Raw genomic sequence first — 16,368 nt, 5'->3', positions numbered from 1 at the left:
CATGATCCTCTTTGTGAGTTTATTGTCGGCCCTGGTCATCTGGGCCGTGGTGGCGAGTGTCGTGGCGCTGCGCTCCGACGGACTCGGGGATGCCGAACTGGCCCGGCGCAACCGGCATCCCGAACCGTTCCCGCGCGGGCGATAGTGTGGAGGAGAACGGCAGCACACGGTTGCCTCGAAAGCTCAGGGGCACCACATGGCTTGGCTTGTTACCGGAGGGGCCGGATACATCGGCTCCCACGTTGTTCGCGCGTTCCTGGCCGAGGGAATGGAGGTCGTCGTCCTCGACGACCTGTCCAGCGGCCACGCTGACTTCGTCCCCGCCGGAGTCCCGTTCGTGCAGGGCACGCTGCTCGACACCGCTCTGCTGGCGAAGACCTTCGCCGAGCACACCATCAGCGGCGTTGTGCACGTCGCCGGCTTCAAGTACGCCGGTGTCTCGGTCTCCAGGCCGCTGCACACCTACGAGCAGAACGTCACCGCGACGGCGCTGCTCCTGGCCGCGATGCAGGACGCCGGAGTCGGTCGCATCGTCTTCTCCTCCAGCGCCGCCGTCTACGGCACCCCGTTCACCGACCTCGTCACCGAGGAGACCGCCAAGAGCCCAGAGTCGCCCTACGGCGAGACCAAGCTGATCGGGGAGTGGCTGTTGCGCGACCAGGCCGTCGCCACCGGCCTCGCCCACACCTCGCTGCGGTACTTCAACGTCGTCGGGTCCGGCGCCAAGGAGCTGCGCGACACCAGCCCGCACAACCTGTTCCCGATGGTCTTCGAGGCCCTCATCGACGGCCGCACCCCCCGCATCAACGGCAACGACTACAAGACCGCGGACGGCACCTGCGTGCGCGACTACATCCACGTGGCCGACCTGGCCGTGTCGCACGTCGCCGCCGCCCGTCGCCTGGATGCCGGCGAGGACATCGAGCCCGTCTACAACCTCGGCAGCGGCGATGGCGTCTCCGTCGGGGAGATCATGAGCACCGTGGCGGCCGTGACCGGCATCCCGTTCACGCCGGAGATCGGCCCGCGCCGCACCGGCGACCCCGACCGTATCGTGGCCTCCGGCGACCTGGCCGCCCGCGACCTGGACTGGAAGATGCGGCACAGCCTGGAAGAGATGGTGCGGAGCGCCTGGGAGTCCCGGCAGGCATCCGCAGGCTGAGCCGCACGACACGATTCGGGCACGCGGGCGCGTCGTAAACCCTCCAGCCCGCATTGAGGGTTTACGATCCGTGACTTGACGCAGGCGAACTACACGGGTGTAATTAGTTCTAGCGCGGAAATGTGCAGAAGCTGATGGTGGGAGGCGATATGACGTTGTCCGAATATCGTTCCGGAGTACCTGACGACTGGTTCGTTGATCCAGTACGGCTCGGTGTACCCGGGGTGCGCAAGCAGCCCACGACGCCCGACGGCGTCGGTTCCACTTCGGGCGAAGACGATAACCCGCTCGCCTGGCAGACCGATTCGCTCTGCGCCCAGACCGATCCAGAGGCCTTCTTCCCCGAAAAGGGCGGCTCGACCAGGGACGCCAAGAAGATTTGCGGCTCCTGCGAGGTGCGACCGCAGTGCCTGCAGTACGCCCTCGCCAACGACGAGCGCTTCGGCATCTGGGGCGGACTGTCCGAGCGCGAACGCCGCAAACTCCGCAAGCGCGCCGGCTGAACCACCTTTTCCGGCGGGTTTCGTTTCGTGGCGCGCCTGCCGCTTGATGGGTCTCCACAGATATCCGACCTAGGCTGTCCACGATATGCAAGCCAGAGTCACCGCCATCATCGTCGCCCGCAACGGAGCTGCGCACCTGCAGCGAACTCTCGAGGCGCTGCGCGGGCAAACCCGCCAGCCCGACACGGTGGTCGCCGTCGACTGCGGGTCCACCGACTCCTCTGCCGAACTCCTGGCGGCATACGGCCCCACCCACTTCATCTCAGCGGATGCCGACCTCTCCTTCGGAGACGCGATCAAGACCGCCGTGCGGGTCCTGCCAGAGCCTGAGGGCGAACACGAACTGCTCTGGCTCCTCGCCCAGGACACCGCCCCCGAACCCGCCGCGCTGCAGAAGCTGGTCGCCGAGCTCGAGATCGCCCCGTCCGTGGCCGTCGCCGGTCCCAAGGTCATGGAGTGGGTCGCCGAAGACTACATTCACGATTTCGGCCTGTCGATGACGCCGTACGGCTCCACGGTGACTCTCGTCGAGAGCGAACTCGACCAGGAACAACACGACGACATGAGCGACGTCCTCGCCGTCAGCGCCGGCGGCATGCTGGTGCGGCGCACGGTCTGGGACCACCTCGGTGGCTTCGACTCCGCGCTGCCCGTCGTCGACGATTCCCTCGACTTCTGCGTGCGGGTGCGGCTGGCGGGATTCCGCGTCTCGGTCGTGGCGCCCGCCAGGGTCAGCTATGCCGCCGACGGAGTCGCCGGCCCCGACGGGTCCTCTCGCGGACGGGCGAGCCGCCGCCGGGTGCGGGCAGAGCGCTCCGCCCAGTTGCACCGCCGGCTCGTCTACGCCCCCGCCTGGGCCCTGCCGGTGCACTGGCTCTCACTGGTCCCGCTTGCCTTCCTCCGCTCGATCATCGACCTGCTGCGCAAGGAACCCGGCGCGATCCTCGGTGAATTCGCCGCGGCGTTCTCCGCCGCCTTCCTCGGCAGCCGGGTCCGGCAGGCGCGGCGGCGCCTGGCCGCCACTCGAACGCAACCGTGGTCGTCGATCTCGTCTTTGCGCGTGTCCGCCGCCGAGGTGCGCCGCAGACACGCCCTCACCAGGGAGGCCGCGCTCACCGGTGTGCGCGGCGACCGGCCGGAGATCCGCTTCTTCTCCGGCGGTGGCGCCTGGACCTTGCTCGGCTCCGCGGTGCTCGGGGTCGTTGTCGTCGGCTCGCTCCTCGGCGCGCAGACCCTCTCCGGCGGCGGCCTGCTCCCGTTGTCCGACACCATCGGCGCCCTCTGGTCGAACGTCGGCTACGGGTGGCGCGACATCGGGCTGGGCTTCGTCGGCGGCGCAGACCCCTTCGCCGTGGTCCTGGCCGTCCTGGGCACTCTCACCTTCTGGTCGCCGTCCTACTCGATGGTGCTGCTCTACCTGCTCGCCCTGCCCCTGGCCGCCACCGGGGCCTGGATGGCCGCGACCCGGCTCACCCACCGCGGCTCGCTCCGTGCGGTCACCGCCGTCCTCTGGGCGCTGTCGCCCACCTTCCTCACCGCCATCGCGGCCGGCCGTCCGGCCGCGATCCTGGTGCACCTGCTGCTGCCGTGGCTGTTCTTCGCCGGTTTCGCCGCCGCCAGGTCCTGGTCGGCGTCAGGGTCGGCCGCGTTGCTGTTCGCCGCGATCGTCGCCTGCGCGCCCTCACTGGCACCCGCCCTGCTGGTCGGCTGGCTCCTCTGCGTGATCGCCAGCGGCCGCCGGGTGATGCGTTTTATCGGGATTCCGCTTCCGGCGCTCGCCCTGGCGATACCGCTGGTCTGGAACCAGGCGCTGCGCGGGAACTGGCTGGCGCTGTTGGCCGACCCCGGCGTGCCCGTGCCCACCGCGCCGGTGCCGGTCTGGCAGCTGGTGCTCGGCTTCCCCGCCGGCAACTTCGGCGGCTGGACCCAGCTCATGCCGCTCTGGGGTGGAGACTCCGGTGCGGTACCGCTCTTGATACCGCTGCTCCTCATCCCGCTCGCCGTTCTTGCCCTGGTCGCGCTGCTGCTGCCGGGCGCTGCCGGTGCCGCGTTCGCCCTGCTCGCCGCCCTGCTCGGCCTGGGCACCGCGATCGGTGCTTCGTCGGTCTCTGTGGCGACCCTCGGCGACGCGGCCGTGGGCATCTGGCCCGGCGCCGGGCTCAGCCTGTACTGGCTCGGCATCGTCGGTGCCGTGCTCTTCTCGGCCCGCGGGCTGCACAAGGTGGCCGTTGCACCGCTGGTCGCATCGGCCGTGGCCCTGGCCGTGGTCTCGCTTCCCCTCGCCGCCGCGCTCCCGCTCGGTACCTCCGTCGTGCAGGAAGGTGTCGGCCGGACCCAGCCCGCGTTCGTGACGGCCGAGGCTCTCGTCGATGCACGGGTCGGTACCCTGCAGATCGTGCCGCAGCAGGACGGCGGCATCCTCGCCACCCTCGTGCGCGGGGAAGGCGCCCGCCTCGACGGGCAGTCCACCCTTGACAGCACCGCGACCGAGATCACCCCGGAGCAGGCCGAACTGGCCACCCTCGCTGGCAACCTCGCCTCCAAGAGCGGACTGGACGCCTCCGCCGACCTGGCCAGGTTCGGCATCCGCTTCGTACTGCTGCGCCCAGCCGCAGAAACGCCCGCCGCCTGGGGCTCCACCGGAGAGGTGACCGCCGCCGCTACCCAGACCACTACCCGCACCACCACGTCGCTGGACGGCACCGCCGCCCTCGTCCCGGTCGGGGATACCGCCTTCGGCCAGCTGTGGCGGTCCGATGCGCCGACTGACACCGCCGAGTACGGACCGATCCCCGCCGATGCCGGGGGCGCGTTCGGGCTGATCACGGCCATCATCGCGGCCGTCGTCATCGGTGCAACCGTGTTGTTGTCCATCCCCACCGGCGCCGGCCGTGAGGCCGTGCGGCAGGCGCACCGGGACGCGATCCGCCGGGCGTCCAGGCTGAGCAAACCGCCCAAGCCCGTGCGGGTGCCGCGGAACGCCCGTCCCGCACGAGGTCGTCGTTCGGACCGCGCCGGAACCAAAGCGAAACCGACCCCCAAACCCAAGCCGACCCCGAAACCCAAGCCAACCCCCAAGCCCAAGCGCACCAGTGCAGAGGATGACAACCATGGCCACTAAGCGCAGGGTCGCCCTCGTCGGGGCCAGGGTCACCGCCGGCCTGATCGGCATGGCCGTTGTCGTGGTCGTCGCGGGCGGAGCGGCCCTCGTGCCGTGGCCGACGATCGCCGCGGAGCCGTCGTCAACCCTCGTCACCCCGGTGGCCGGCGACCAGCTGAGGGTGTGCCCTGGCCCGCTGCTCACGCTCGCCGCCGACTCCAGCCAGGCGGATGTGGCCACCTCCGTCGGTCGGTTCGACACCGTGTACGGCGCCAGGGTTCCCGACACCGGCGGAGTGGCCGTCGACGTCGTACGCACCGATGTGTCCGCCGTCGACAACGCCGAGAGCGTCAGGGACGGGGCCCCGCAGTTGCTGACCGTGCCCGTCGACCCGTCGGCGGCCCAGGCACCCCTCATCGCCGGCGCGCAATCCCAAACCGCCGCGAGTGAAACCCTGAGCGGGCTGGCCGCGTCCGCGTGCACCGAAGCGTCCAGTGACTCCTGGCTCGTCGGCGGCTCCACCGATGTGGGCCGCACCAGCCTCGTGCTGCTGAGCAACCCCTCGACCGTGGTCGCCACGGTTGACCTCACCGTCTACGGCGAGACCGGCCAGGTGGACGCCCCGGGGTCAACCGGCATCCTGGTGCAGCCGGGAACGCAACGCATCGTCTCCCTCGCCGGACTGGCGCCCAACCTGCTCTCACCCATCGTGCACGTGCAGTCCACCGGTGGGCTGGTGGCCGCGGCCCTGGAGCAGAGCATCATCAGGGGCATCCAGCCTGGCGGCGCCGAACTGTCCGGTCCGACCACGAACGCGGCGACCGAACAGACCATCCCCGGTGTCGTCGTCACCCCGCCCAGCGTGGAGGTCTCCGTTGACGAAGGCGCGGTGTCAGAGGACACCCCGACGGTGCGCGTCCTGGTACCAGGCGAGACGCCGGCGACCGTGAGCGTGGGTGTGGTGAGCGAAGACGGTGCCTCCACCGGTACCTCCATCGAGGTGGTGATCCAGCCCGGTGTGGCGACCGAGATCCCGCTCAGCGGCGTCGCCGCCGGCAACTACACGGTGAACCTGCAGAGCGACCAGCCACTTGTCGCCGCGGCGTTGACCACCGTGAACGGTTCCGTCAGCCGGGACTTCACCTGGGCAGCAGCCGCCGCACCGCAGACGGGGGAGTTCCTCGTCTACGTCGCGGGAGGCCCCGCGCCGGCTCTGCACCTCGCCAACACCGGCACCGTCGACCGTGCGGTCACCCTGACCGCAGACGGCGGCGCCGTCACCCAGGTCACCGTACCGGCCGGCCAGGCCGTCGTCGTCGCGGTGACGCCATCCATCGCGTACCTGGTCACGGGCGGCGAGGGGATCGCGGCATCCGTCGGCTACACCGGCGACGGCCAGTCGTCCTCGTACACCGTCAGCCCGATCGGGCCGCAGGCTGAGGCCATCCCGGTCTTCTCGCACTGATCGAGCAGCCGTTCCGGACCGCCCCGCCCGCCCCATCCGAAGGAGTCCGCCGTGACCGTCAGCACCCCAGAGTCACCCGGCCGGCTGCTGGTCACCGGAGGCGCCGGCTTCATCGGTGGTGCGATCGTGACGGCGGCGCTCGAACGCGGCTGGCAGGTTCGAGTGCTCGACTCCCTGCGCCGGGACGTGCACGGCGGCCTGCCGACCCCTGACCCCCTGGTGGACTTCGTCGTCGGCGACGTGACCGACCCCGCCGTCGTCGCGCACGCGCTGGGCGGCATCGACGTGGTCTGCCACCAAGCGGCCAAGGTCGGTCTCGGCGTGGACTTCTCCGACGCCCCCGACTACGTGCACAGCAACGAGGTCGGCACCGCCGTGCTCCTCGCCGGCCTGCAGGCTGCCGGCATCCAGCGGATGGTTCTGGCCTCGTCGATGGTCGTCTACGGTGAGGGCAGCTACCGTGGCAGCGCCGGGTTCGCCCGGCCGGGCCCCCGCCGTGCGTCGGACCTCGACGAGGGCCGGTTCGACCCGCTCGATGAGACCACCGGCCAGCCGCTCGAACCGGCCCTGGTGGGCGAGGACGACCCGCTGGATCCGCGGAACGTCTACGCGAGCAGCAAACTGGGCCAGGAATACCTGGCAACCTCCTGGAGCCGCGGCACCGGAGGGCGGGTGGCGGCGCTGCGGTACCACAACGTCTACGGCCCGGGGATGCCGCAGAACACGCCGTACGCGGGAGTCGCGTCGCTGTTCCGATCGGCCCTGCAGCGCGGCGAGGCCCCGCGGGTATACGAGGACGGCCGGCAACGACGCGACTTCGTGCACGTACGCGACATCGCCTCGGCCAACCTCGCCGCCATCGAGTGGACGGCCGCCTCCGCCGAAGGCGCCTTCCGGGCGTTCAACGTCGGCAGCGGCACCGTGCACACGATCGGCGACATGGCCGCGGCGCTCAGCGCGGCGGCCGGAGGACCTGCACCCGTCGTCACCGGCCAGTACCGCCTGGGCGACGTGCGGCACATCACCGCCTCGTCTGAGCGGCTCCGCACCGAACTGGGCTGGCGGCCGTCGGTCACCTTCGAGGAAGGCATGCTCGAATTCGCCACGGCCCCCCTGCGTGCCGCGGTGCGCTAAGACACCGGCAGCAGGAGGTCGAACCGGCAGCCGCCGGCCACATTCTGCACGGTGACCTCGCCGCCGTGGGCGGCCACGATCCCCTCCACGATGGCCAGGCCAAGGCCGGCCCGGCCACGCTCCGTCGGCAGCACGGCCGGGGTGCGCGGTTCACTGCCGCGCCAGCCCGCTTCGAACACCCGGTCGAGGTCGGCCGGGTCGATCCCGCCCGCGTCGTCCTGCACCGAGATGACGGCCCGACCGTCGTCGTGTTCGGTGACGGCCACGACGATGGCACTGCCAGGCGAGGACTGCTGCACGGCGTTCATCACGAGGTTGCCGACGGCGCGGGACAGCTCACCGGCATCCGCCCGGATCGTCAGGCCCATCGCGCCCTCGAAACGCAGGTCGAGGGACTTCTCCCTGGCCACCGGACCGAGATCAGCCACGGTGTCACTGATCAGGTCGTACAGCGCCACCTGGCTCAGCCGCAGGCGCAACGTGCCCGAGTGGATGCGGGACAGCTCGAACAGGTCATCCACCATGCCGGACAGCCTGTCCACCTGGCCGCGAATCTGCCGGTGGTACCGGGCCGGGTCCTCGACCATGTCGTCTTCGAGCGCCTCCGCCATGGCCCGGATCCCGGCCAGCGGGGTGCGCAGATCGTGCGAGATCCAGGCGACGAGATCCCGGCGGGAGGCCTCGATCCGGCCCTCGCGGTCACGCAGCTCCTGCAGCCGCGCCCCGGTGGCGGCGAGCTGACCGGCCAGGGCGGCGAATTCGGTGTTGCTGTGCCGTTCGGGCGACGCCAGCGGCTCACCGCTGCCGAGGCTCGCCGCGGCGAGGGTGAGATGCCGGCTGTCCTTGGCCAGCGCCCGCCCGAGGATGCCGGCCATGAGCAGCGACACGAGACCGGCGACGCCGGCCACGAAGTAGAACACCGTCAGGTCATGCTCAGAGACGTACATCAGCGACGCCGCCGCGGCCATCCCGCTGACCACGGACACAATCGTGGCCAGGGCCACGATCAACAGCTGAAGCACCAGGGAGTAGCGGGCGAGCAGCCGCAGCGTGATGAGGCCGACCGCGCCGACGATGATCGCACTGGCCAGGGCGATCACGACCACGCTGACCAGACCGGAGACGTTCACCGCTGGGCCCCTGCGTCCGGCTGGAATGACACGGGAGCGACCAGCGGCTCCGGGTCGAACCGGTAACCGACTCCCCACACGGTGTTCAACAGGCGCGGCCGGGTCGGGTCGGCCTCGATCTTCTCCCGTAGCCGCCGCACGTGCACGGTGACCGTCGACAGGTCGCCGAAGTCCCAGCCCCACACCGACTTGAGCAGGTCCTCCCGGCTCAACGCCCGGTGCGGATGCCCGATCAGATGGGCCAACAGGTCGAACTCCCTCGCCGTGAGCACGAGCGGCACACCGTTCATGCGCACCTCGTGCGCGGTGAGGTCGAGGGAGAACGACCCGACCTCCGTGGCACCGCCGGCAACAGGTTCTGGACGATTCCGGCGCAGCACGGACTGCACTCTGAGCACCAGTTCTCGCGGCGAGAACGGCTTGGCGAGATAGTCGTCAGCGCCCGCCTCGAGCCCATCGATCCGGTCCTCTTCCTCGTTCAGTGCGGTGAGCATGATCACCGGCACCGCCCAGGTCGCCTTCAACCGACGGCACATCTCGATCCCGTCCAGGCCGGGGAGCATCCGGTCGAGCACGACGAGGTCCGGCCGGTCGGCTTCGGCCCGGCTCAGACCGGTCGGACCGTCCTGAGCCTGGTCAACGTGGAAACCGGCCGCGTTGAGATACCGGCAGACTATTTCGGAGACCGTCGGGTCATCATCGATGACCAGGATACGGCGGGGCACGTCGGCCAGTGTCTGGTTGGGCGGGGGATTCACCCTTGAAGGTTATGCGCTCGGCCGCCCGCCTGGTGATCCGTCCGCAGTCCGTAACGTTTCGCGCACCGAATGCCCTCCGGCCTCGACATAGGGTCGAGGGGTGAGTAAGTTCCAGGTCGATGTCGTGATGCCGTGTTTGAACGAGGCCGGAGCCCTGCCGTGGCTGCTGGAGCGACTGCCGGCGGGGTACAGGGCGATCGTCGTCGATAACGGTTCAACCGACGGTTCGGCCGACGTCGCCCGAGCCGCCGGCGCCACCGTGGTGCACGAAGCCCGTCGCGGTTTCGGTGCCGCCGCCCACGCGGGGTTGGTGCACGCGACCGCGCCGATCGTGGCGTTCTGCGATGCCGACGCGTCGATGGACCCTCGCGACCTGCCGCTGGTGGTGGACCCAGTGGCCGCCGATGACGCCGACCTGGTGCTCGGCCGGCGGCGCCCGACCGCGGCGGGATCCTGGCCGCTGCATGCCCGGATAGCAAATACCACTCTTTCCTGGCGACTGCGCCGAATAACTGGTGTGAACATTTACGACTTGGGCCCGATGCGGGCCGCCCGGCGCGAGGACCTCCTCTCCCTCGACCTCCAGGACCGACGCAGCGGTTACCCCCTCGAGGTCTTCCTCAAGGCAGCCGAGCGTGGCTGGCGCATTCGCGAGGTCGACACGCCGTACGCACCGAGGGTGGGCCGCAGCAAGGTGACCGGCACCGTCCGGGGCACCCTCACCGCCATCGGTGACATGTCCAGACTGCTCAAGGAGGCCAGACGATGACCACCCTGATCGTGATCGCCAAGGAATGCCTGCCAGGCAAGGTGAAGACCAGACTGCACCCGCCGCTCAGCCTCGAGCAGGCCGCACTGCTGGCCGCCGCCAGCCTCGATGACACCCTCGTCGCCGTGGCGACGCTGCCGGCCACCCGGCGGGTGCTCGCGTTCGACGGACAGGTTCCGCCGAGTGCCGCTGCCGGCTACGACCTGGTTCCGCAGGTGGCCGGTGCGCTCGATGAGCGCCTTGGCGCCATCTTCGACGGCTGCACCGAGCCCGCCGTGCTCATCGGAATGGACACACCGCAGGTCTCGGCCGCGGTTCTGGCCCCGATCTTCGCGCCCTGGCCCGACGACGTCGACGCCTGGTTCGGCCCCGCCGCAGACGGCGGATTCTGGGCTCTCGCCCTGCGTGAGCCGGATGGCGACCTGATCCGCGGTGTGCCCATGTCGCGCGACGATACCGGGCAACGCCAACTCGACAGGCTCAGAGCCGCCGGCCTGACCGTGCGCTTCCTGCCGACCCTCACCGACGTCGATCACATCGAGGATGCCTACGAGGTCGCCGCCATCGCGCCCTCTGGCCGATTCGCGGCGACCCTGGCCGGCTTCGGCGCGGCCGTGCCGAGCGGAGCACGCCGATGACGCTGCTCTCCGGCCGGTCAGACCTCGACGCGCCCCGCACCTTCGGGTCCGGCGGCACCGAACCGTACGCCGCCGCGCTGCAGACCGAGTCCACGGTGCTCTACCTGACGCACGGCACCACGCACCAGCCCGCCGCGGCACCGATGGACACCGGCCGGTGGAGCGCAGACGCCGACGCCACCGACCTGGAGCTCCTCGCGGATGCCCTCGGCCCCGTTCTCGACATCGGCTGCGGTCCCGGCCGGATGATCCGCGCCGCCATGGATCTCGGTCTGTCGGCCGCGGGCGTTGACGTCTCACCCGCCGCGGTGCGGATCGCCACGGCGGCGGGGCTGACGGTCTTCAATCAATCGGTCTTCGAGACCGTGCCGCTCGAGGGCGGCTGGGGAACCGCGTTGCTCCTCGACGGCAATATCGGCATCGGCGGAGACCCCGGCGCCCTGCTGGAACGCTGTGCGCAGCTTCTCTCCGCGGACGGCGCCGTGATCGTCGAGGTCAGCCAGGACGCCGAGAAGGACCACGCATACGAGGGCACCATCGAAGACGCCCAGGGGCGCCGGAGTGACGTGTTCCCGTGGGCCGAAATCGGCATCGTCGCCCTGCGGGAGCGCGCTGAGTTGTGCGGTCTGCGGGTCGCTCAGGACTGGAGCCGGGACGGACGCTGGTTCGCCCGCCTGGTGCGCAGGTAGAGCCAGACCGCGAGCAGCGCGCCGCCGACCGCGAGGGCCAGCCAGAACAGGCCCAGGTTCAGCGCATAGTCCAGCGGGAGGATGGTCGGATTCTTCGGCCCGATCCGCTGCGCGACGATGGCCGGCAGCACGATCAGAGTCATCAGCGAGCCCAGCACGATCACGGCCTGCACCGTCACGATGATGCCGCCGGCCAGCCTGTGCCCCGCCCGCCGGGTGAGTATGCCGAGCCCGAACACCACCGGGGAGATCACGGCATCGTGCAGCACGATGGCCGCGCCGATCCACAACGCCAGCCCCGGCAGGCGACGCAGGGCAACGCTGTCGACCAGCACATACGCGCCGACGGCGAGCACGAGCACGCCGGCGATGATCAGGGCCAGCCGGATGGCGAACATCCGCCGCGAGGGCAGCACGGGGGCGGTGTATGTGGTGTTCACGCGTCGATCGCCTCGATCCGGCTGAGCCATTTGGTTTGCAGCACGCCAGGCCGGCCCGGCGCGATCATGCGCGCCGGATAGCCGTGCTCGAGGTCGAGGGTCTCGCCGTTCAGCTCGAGGGCGACCAGGGTGAGCGGGTCGCTCACGTACTCATGCCCCATCTCGGTCTGCTTGAAGCCGCCGCGCTGCTCGAGGCTGATCAGCCGCAGATCGGTGGTGGGGGAGCCGCCGGCCGTCTCGACCAGGTCGCGCAGCCGCACGCCGCGCCACGACGCCATCTGGCTCCAGCCCTCCACGCAGGAAATCGGCAGGTCCACATCCGTCTGCGGCAGCGCGAGCAGCTCGGCACGGCTGAAGGAACGCTCGGTGCCGCCGAGCATCAGGGTCAGCACCCAGTCGGCCGCCAGGGCCGTGCTGCCCACGCCGGCCTGTGCGGAGGTGCGGTTGACGGGAACGCCCTGCTGGCCGACGCCCTTCTTGCGCGGACCGAACACGTTGAGGGCGTCCAGTGGTGCGAAGGTCTGACCGGCGGTGAGCCCGACCACGGCAGCGACACCCAGCGCCACGGTGGCGAGGAATCCGCGACGGCTGGTGCGCGCCGGCAGTGCGGGCGTCGAATCGATGTAGCGGAGCAGGCGTCCGGTCACCCCCCTGGTGCGCGGCAGTCCCTCCGCCGTGTTCACCGCGGCCGTAGTCACCGTCGCCACCACGCCGGTGTCCACGGGGTGTCGCTCATCGGACTCCGGGGTGGGCGCGGCCCGCCAGTGCGCCATGATCAGGGGAAGTTTCACCCCGATGTGGATGATCAGCGACCCGATGATCACGAAGGCCAACGCGAAGTGCACCTGCTTGAACGGGAACGGGAACGGGTACCACTGGTAGGTGTTGAGCAGGCCGATGGTGATCTCCACCAGGGACGCGCCGACGAAGAGCGCGATCGACGCCCGCTCCAGGAAGTTCTTGAACGACGTCACCGGCGGATACTGGAACAACTGGGGGAAGACGACGTAGAGCTTGGCCAGCAGCAGGGGGAAGCAGGCGATCCCGGCCACGATGTGGGTGCCCTGCGTGAACTGGTAGAGCCGGGCGGGCCGGGTGGGGAAGGTCATCCAGGCCAGCGGCTGTTGCAGGAAATGGCTGTACAGGCCGGTGCCGAAACAGAGCAGGAACGCCAGCCCGAGCAGGCGACCGATGACGGTGGCCATGCGCGGATTCCGCACCGGTGAGGCGAGCTGGGCCCTGGCCTCGAACATCAATCGGCGCATAGTCCATTCCATCACTTCCGCGCCCAGCGAGGTGCCCCGAATCCTTACGGTTCACTGACGCCGAGCGGCCCGGTCAGCGGGGGCGCCGCGACTCGGGGAGGATGGCAGGGTGCGCACCTTCGTCGTTTCGGCTCTCCTGGCGGCCAGCACCGCCCTCACCGCGGTCCTGGTGCTGACCTTCGACCTGTTCCGTCCGGTGCGGGACACGGTGCCGCTGCTCGTGGGCACCCTGGTGCTCTGGGCGCTCTTCGCCGCGGCCGTGCTGGCTCTGCGCCGGGTCGAGGGCAGGGCGGTGGTGGTGCTGGTACTGGCCGGCTCAGTGGTGCTGGGCGGGGCCGCCATGGTCGGGCCGCCGAACACCAGCACGGATTCCGCCCGGTACGCCTGGGACGGCATCGTCCAGAACGCCGGAATCTCGCCGTACGCCTACGTGCCCGCTGACGCGAGGCTCGACGACCTCCGGCCGGACTGGCTGTTCCCCGCCACCGAGACCGTCGCCGGCGAGCCGGCCTGCGTGGGCGAACGCATCGCGACCGTCGACCGAGACGAGCGGGGCTTGCTGTGTTCAGCGCTCAACCGCACCACGGTGCCCACGATCTATCCGCCGGCATCCGAGATCTACTTCGCCGCCGTTCGCGCCGTGGTCGGCTCGGACGCGGAGTATTGGCCGCTGCAGCTGACCGGCCTGCTGCTGTGCGTCGGCATCACCGGGATGCTGCTGGTCGGGCTTGGCCGGCGCGGCCTCGACCAGCGGCACGCGGCACTCTGGGCCTGGTGTCCGCTGGTGGCCACGGAGGGGATCACCAATTCGCACGTCGACCTGCTCGGCGTCGCCTTCGTTCTCGCCGCCGCGTTCTGGGTCAGCAGCGGCAAGTACCTGCGCGGCGGCGTCATGCTCGGCGTGGCCATCGGGGTCAAACTCATCCCGGTCATCGCCGCGCCGGCCATGCTGAAGAGGCAGGGCTGGAAGGTCGTGCTGGCCGCGGTCGTCACCTTCCTGGTGCTGTACGTGCCGTATGTGCTGTCCACCGGGATCGGTGTGCTCGGCTACCTGCCCGGGTACCTCTCCGAGGAGGGGTACGAGGACGGCTCCAGGTTCGCCCTGGTGTCGCTGATCGCACCGGGCGGCTCGGCGATCGTGGTGTCGGCGATCCTGCTGGCCGCTCTGGCGGTTGTCACGATCTGGAAGACCGACCCCGACAGTCCCTGGCTCGGCCAGCTCGTCATGATCGGCGGCACCCTCCTGGTGCTCAGCCCGCGCTACCCCTGGTACGCGCTGCTGCTGGTGCCGTTCATCGCGCTCAGCGGACGCTGGGAATGGTTGGCCATCCCGCTCGCCCTCACCGTGCGGCTGCTGGTGCCTTCACTCACTGTGACGCGGGTGTCGCTGCTGATCGCGCTGGTGATCATCGTCGTCGTGACGCTCACCGTTCGTAACGGAGCACGTTCACCCCGGTCAGTCCCCATTCCTCGACCAGGCGGTAGCCCAGGGCGGCCATCTTCTCTGTGACACTCGGCCGCCAGTCCTGCTTGTCGCTGGTGACCAGCCAGACCGCGTCGACGCCGACGAACCGGTGCGTGACCTCGTCCAGCGGGTAGCGGGTCTCCCACAGGCCGCCGCTCTGGGCGGCCGGAGTCTTCAGCTTCACGTCGATCAGCCCGGCGAAGGCATCCGGGTACGAATACGCGATCACCCGGGTGGTGGCCGACGGATGCTGTCGCACCGGCCCGTAGATGATGGCGGCGTTCTCGTCGCGGTGCGCAGCGCGCTCGCCGGCGATGAGGTCGGCGACCTCGCTCCAGGACGAATTCTGTTTGGCCTCTGGCTGCCGTTGCGCCACGAACTGCGGTGCGGCCAGGCCGACCAGCGCCACCAGCGCGACCACGATCAGCCAGCGGCGCCGCAGCGCGTCGAGGCCGACGCCGATCAGGATGGCCACGGCGGGAGCGCAGAAGGTGAGATACCGCGGGGAGTACAACGGCGACACCAGCGCGGAGACGCCGATCACGCCGAGGGTCGGCACCACCAGCCAGGGCAGGGCGACCGCCAGGAGGGACGGGTTCCGGTCGCCGGCACCGGCGCCGGCAGAGCGGTCTCGCCCGAGTCGGCGTCCGGTGATGACCAGGGTGGCCAGCCCGACGACGACCAGCGCCCAGCCCGCCACCGCGAACAGCGGATTCAGGTAGAACCACTGGGTGACGAAGACCCCCCGCCAACTGCCCCAGCTGATCGGCGCGATCCAGCTCACCTGGCCGGACTGCCGCACCACGCTCAGGGCGAAGGGCAGCAGCAGTACGGCGGCGGCGCCGGCGCCCAGGGCCCAACCGAGCACAGACGAACGCACGAGCCGGTCGCGCCGCCCCAGCCACAGCATCCACAGGGCGGTCACGCCGTGGGCGGCGACCAGGAAGGCCAGGTAGATGAACGTCACCGTGCCGACGATGGCGGTCGCGCCGTAGAGCGCCCACCACACCAAGCGGATGCGCCGGGGCGCGGGGCCACGGCGCCAGGCGGCCAGGAAGACCAGGGTCATCGTCACCGCGAGGGCCGCCGTCAGCGCGTACGACCGTCCCTCGGCGCCCATCCAGGTGACCCTGGGCAGCAGGCAGAAGGCGATCCCGGCCAGCACGGCGGTGCGGCGGGAGGCCCGGGAGCGCACCAGCAGCACCGTCAAGGCGGCGGCAATGCCCACCGCGACGGCGCTGGGGAGGCGCAGGGTGAACGGGGTGTAGCCGACCAGGTCGAACCACAGGTGCATTCCGGCGTAGTACAGGCCGTGCACAGCGTCGATGGTCTGCAGCATCCGCCACATTTCGGGCCAGCTGCGCATGGTGGCCGAGACCGTCGCGGCCTCATCGAACCAGAGCGACGCCTGCCAGGACCAGGCCAGGGTGAGCAGGGTGCCGAACAGGCCGACCATCAGGGCGTCCCGGTATCCCCGTTTGACCGGGATGCGGCCGGCGCGCACGATCTCGGGCCGAACTGCCGTGCTGGTGGGGGCGGTCATGGTGATCGGTCTCCCGTTCCTAGCCAGTCAAATCGGTCGGTGGCCACCGCGACCCCTTTCTACGAGGGTAGGCGACCTTTCCGGGGAATCTACCCGGAGCCCTCTCCCGCGGCCGTTGCCGCGCCCGTTTCGCGAGAGCGGGGTTGCGGCTGCGTGCGGGGGCGCGAAAAACGGCCGAGCGGGTGCTCGGCCGTTTTCGTGTGCAGCGGTTGTGCTGCGGGGTGTGGTGTGGGTGTTACTTGGTGTTGACGGTGATGGTGGCGATGCCGACGAGGAGCTGGTCGGCGACGGCGTCGGTGTTGAAGGT

At 70.2% G+C, this 16,368-nt stretch carries 15 protein-coding genes; 10 read left to right on the top strand and 5 right to left on the bottom strand.

The window, feature by feature from the left end:
• The first annotated feature begins 1 nt into the window (after position 1).
• From K2F54_RS07145 to K2F54_RS07120, 6 genes are all read left to right on the top strand, one after another.
• Complete coding sequence (locus tag K2F54_RS07145; RefSeq protein ID WP_220605180.1) at positions 2 to 145, top strand: hypothetical protein; 144 nt, start codon at positions 2 to 4, stop codon at positions 143 to 145.
• 51 nt (positions 146 to 196) lie between these two features.
• Complete coding sequence (gene galE, locus K2F54_RS07140) at positions 197 to 1,162, top strand: UDP-glucose 4-epimerase GalE (protein ID WP_220605179.1); 966 nt, start codon at positions 197 to 199, stop codon at positions 1,160 to 1,162.
• Between the two features lie 149 nt (positions 1,163 to 1,311).
• Entirely contained in the window at positions 1,312 to 1,665 is a 354-nt protein-coding gene (locus tag K2F54_RS07135) for a WhiB family transcriptional regulator (protein WP_220605315.1), read from the top strand.
• A gap of 85 nt (positions 1,666 to 1,750) precedes the next feature.
• A complete protein-coding gene (locus K2F54_RS07130; protein WP_220605178.1) occupies positions 1,751 to 4,786 on the top strand; it encodes a glycosyltransferase family 2 protein in 3,036 nt (1,011 codons plus the stop codon).
• On the top strand, positions 4,776 to 6,230 hold the full coding sequence (locus tag K2F54_RS07125; protein ID WP_220605177.1) for a DUF5719 family protein: 1,455 nt from the start codon (positions 4,776 to 4,778) through the stop codon (positions 6,228 to 6,230). Before K2F54_RS07130 ends, K2F54_RS07125 begins: the two co-directional genes overlap by 11 nt.
• Before the next feature lie 51 nt (positions 6,231 to 6,281).
• Positions 6,282 to 7,364: an NAD-dependent epimerase/dehydratase family protein gene (locus K2F54_RS07120; protein WP_220605176.1), complete on the top strand. Its 1,083-nt coding sequence runs from the start codon at positions 6,282 to 6,284 to the stop codon at positions 7,362 to 7,364.
• Here the strand turns inward: K2F54_RS07120 and K2F54_RS07115 are convergent.
• Positions 7,361 to 8,494 (bottom strand): sensor histidine kinase, encoded by a 1,134-nt coding sequence (locus tag K2F54_RS07115; protein WP_220605175.1) that lies wholly within the window; start codon positions 8,492 to 8,494, stop codon positions 7,361 to 7,363. The genes K2F54_RS07120 and K2F54_RS07115 overlap by 4 nt on opposite strands.
• Positions 8,491 to 9,252: a response regulator transcription factor gene (locus K2F54_RS07110; RefSeq protein ID WP_220605174.1), complete on the bottom strand. Its 762-nt coding sequence runs from the start codon at positions 9,250 to 9,252 to the stop codon at positions 8,491 to 8,493. Before K2F54_RS07110 ends, K2F54_RS07115 begins: the two co-directional genes overlap by 4 nt.
• 127 nt (positions 9,253 to 9,379) lie before the next feature.
• Here K2F54_RS07110 and K2F54_RS07105 point away from each other — a divergent pair, with 127 nt between their 5' ends.
• The 3 genes from K2F54_RS07105 to K2F54_RS07095 are packed head-to-tail and all read left to right on the top strand — an operon-like array spanning position 9,380 to position 11,348.
• Positions 9,380 to 10,021 carry a glycosyltransferase family 2 protein gene (locus K2F54_RS07105; RefSeq protein WP_255576832.1) on the top strand — a complete coding sequence of 214 codons (642 nt, stop codon included), beginning with the start codon at positions 9,380 to 9,382 and terminating at the stop codon, positions 10,019 to 10,021.
• The gene (locus tag K2F54_RS07100; protein WP_220605172.1) at positions 10,018 to 10,659 is read left to right on the top strand and encodes a TIGR04282 family arsenosugar biosynthesis glycosyltransferase; all 642 of its coding nucleotides are present in this window, start codon (positions 10,018 to 10,020) and stop codon (positions 10,657 to 10,659) included. Before K2F54_RS07105 ends, K2F54_RS07100 begins: the two co-directional genes overlap by 4 nt.
• Positions 10,656 to 11,348: a class I SAM-dependent methyltransferase gene (locus tag K2F54_RS07095; RefSeq protein WP_220605171.1), complete on the top strand. Its 693-nt coding sequence runs from the start codon at positions 10,656 to 10,658 to the stop codon at positions 11,346 to 11,348. Before K2F54_RS07100 ends, K2F54_RS07095 begins: the two co-directional genes overlap by 4 nt.
• On the opposite strand, the gene K2F54_RS07090 is transcribed toward K2F54_RS07095, so the two are convergent.
• Together K2F54_RS07090 and K2F54_RS07085 are read right to left on the bottom strand one after the other, a co-directional pair.
• On the bottom strand, positions 11,297 to 11,788 hold the full coding sequence (locus tag K2F54_RS07090) for a hypothetical protein (RefSeq protein WP_308287559.1): 492 nt from the start codon (positions 11,786 to 11,788) through the stop codon (positions 11,297 to 11,299). The genes K2F54_RS07095 and K2F54_RS07090 overlap by 52 nt on opposite strands.
• Entirely contained in the window at positions 11,785 to 13,053 is a 1,269-nt protein-coding gene (locus K2F54_RS07085; protein WP_220605170.1) for a molybdopterin-dependent oxidoreductase, read from the bottom strand. Before K2F54_RS07085 ends, K2F54_RS07090 begins: the two co-directional genes overlap by 4 nt.
• A 109-nt stretch (positions 13,054 to 13,162) precedes the next feature.
• Between K2F54_RS07085 and K2F54_RS07080 the strand changes: the two genes are divergently transcribed.
• Entirely contained in the window at positions 13,163 to 14,563 is a 1,401-nt protein-coding gene (locus K2F54_RS07080) for a glycosyltransferase family 87 protein (protein WP_220605169.1), read from the top strand.
• Here the strand turns inward: K2F54_RS07080 and K2F54_RS07075 are convergent.
• A complete protein-coding gene (locus K2F54_RS07075) occupies positions 14,478 to 16,061 on the bottom strand; it encodes a glycosyltransferase family 39 protein (protein ID WP_220605168.1) in 1,584 nt (527 codons plus the stop codon). The two genes, K2F54_RS07080 and K2F54_RS07075, sit on opposite strands and share 86 nt — an antisense overlap.
• Positions 16,062 to 16,368: the final 307 nt, after the last annotated feature.

It is taken from the genome of Cryobacterium inferilacus (genome assembly GCF_019599185.1).
GTDB lineage: Bacteria > Actinomycetota > Actinomycetes > Actinomycetales > Microbacteriaceae > Cryobacterium > Cryobacterium inferilacus.
This window is presented reverse-complemented; position numbering and strand designations above follow the sequence as displayed.

Coding starts and splice junctions, on each gene's coding strand:
- K2F54_RS07145 (WP_220605180.1), top strand. CDS start 2: ATGATCCTCTTTGTGAGTTTATTGTCGGCCCTGGTCATCTGGGCCGTG.
- K2F54_RS07100 (WP_220605172.1), top strand. CDS start 10,018: ATGACCACCCTGATCGTGATCGCCAAGGAATGCCTGCCAGGCAAGGTG.
- K2F54_RS07095 (WP_220605171.1), top strand. CDS start 10,656: ATGACGCTGCTCTCCGGCCGGTCAGACCTCGACGCGCCCCGCACCTTC.
- K2F54_RS07130 (WP_220605178.1), top strand. CDS start 1,751: ATGCAAGCCAGAGTCACCGCCATCATCGTCGCCCGCAACGGAGCTGCG.
- galE (WP_220605179.1), top strand. CDS start 197: ATGGCTTGGCTTGTTACCGGAGGGGCCGGATACATCGGCTCCCACGTT.
- K2F54_RS07135 (WP_220605315.1), top strand. CDS start 1,312: ATGACGTTGTCCGAATATCGTTCCGGAGTACCTGACGACTGGTTCGTT.
- K2F54_RS07105 (WP_255576832.1), top strand. CDS start 9,380: ATGCCGTGTTTGAACGAGGCCGGAGCCCTGCCGTGGCTGCTGGAGCGA.
- K2F54_RS07075 (WP_220605168.1), bottom strand. CDS start 16,061: ATGACCGCCCCCACCAGCACGGCAGTTCGGCCCGAGATCGTGCGCGCC.
- K2F54_RS07085 (WP_220605170.1), bottom strand. CDS start 13,053: ATGCGCCGATTGATGTTCGAGGCCAGGGCCCAGCTCGCCTCACCGGTG.
- K2F54_RS07125 (WP_220605177.1), top strand. CDS start 4,776: ATGGCCACTAAGCGCAGGGTCGCCCTCGTCGGGGCCAGGGTCACCGCC.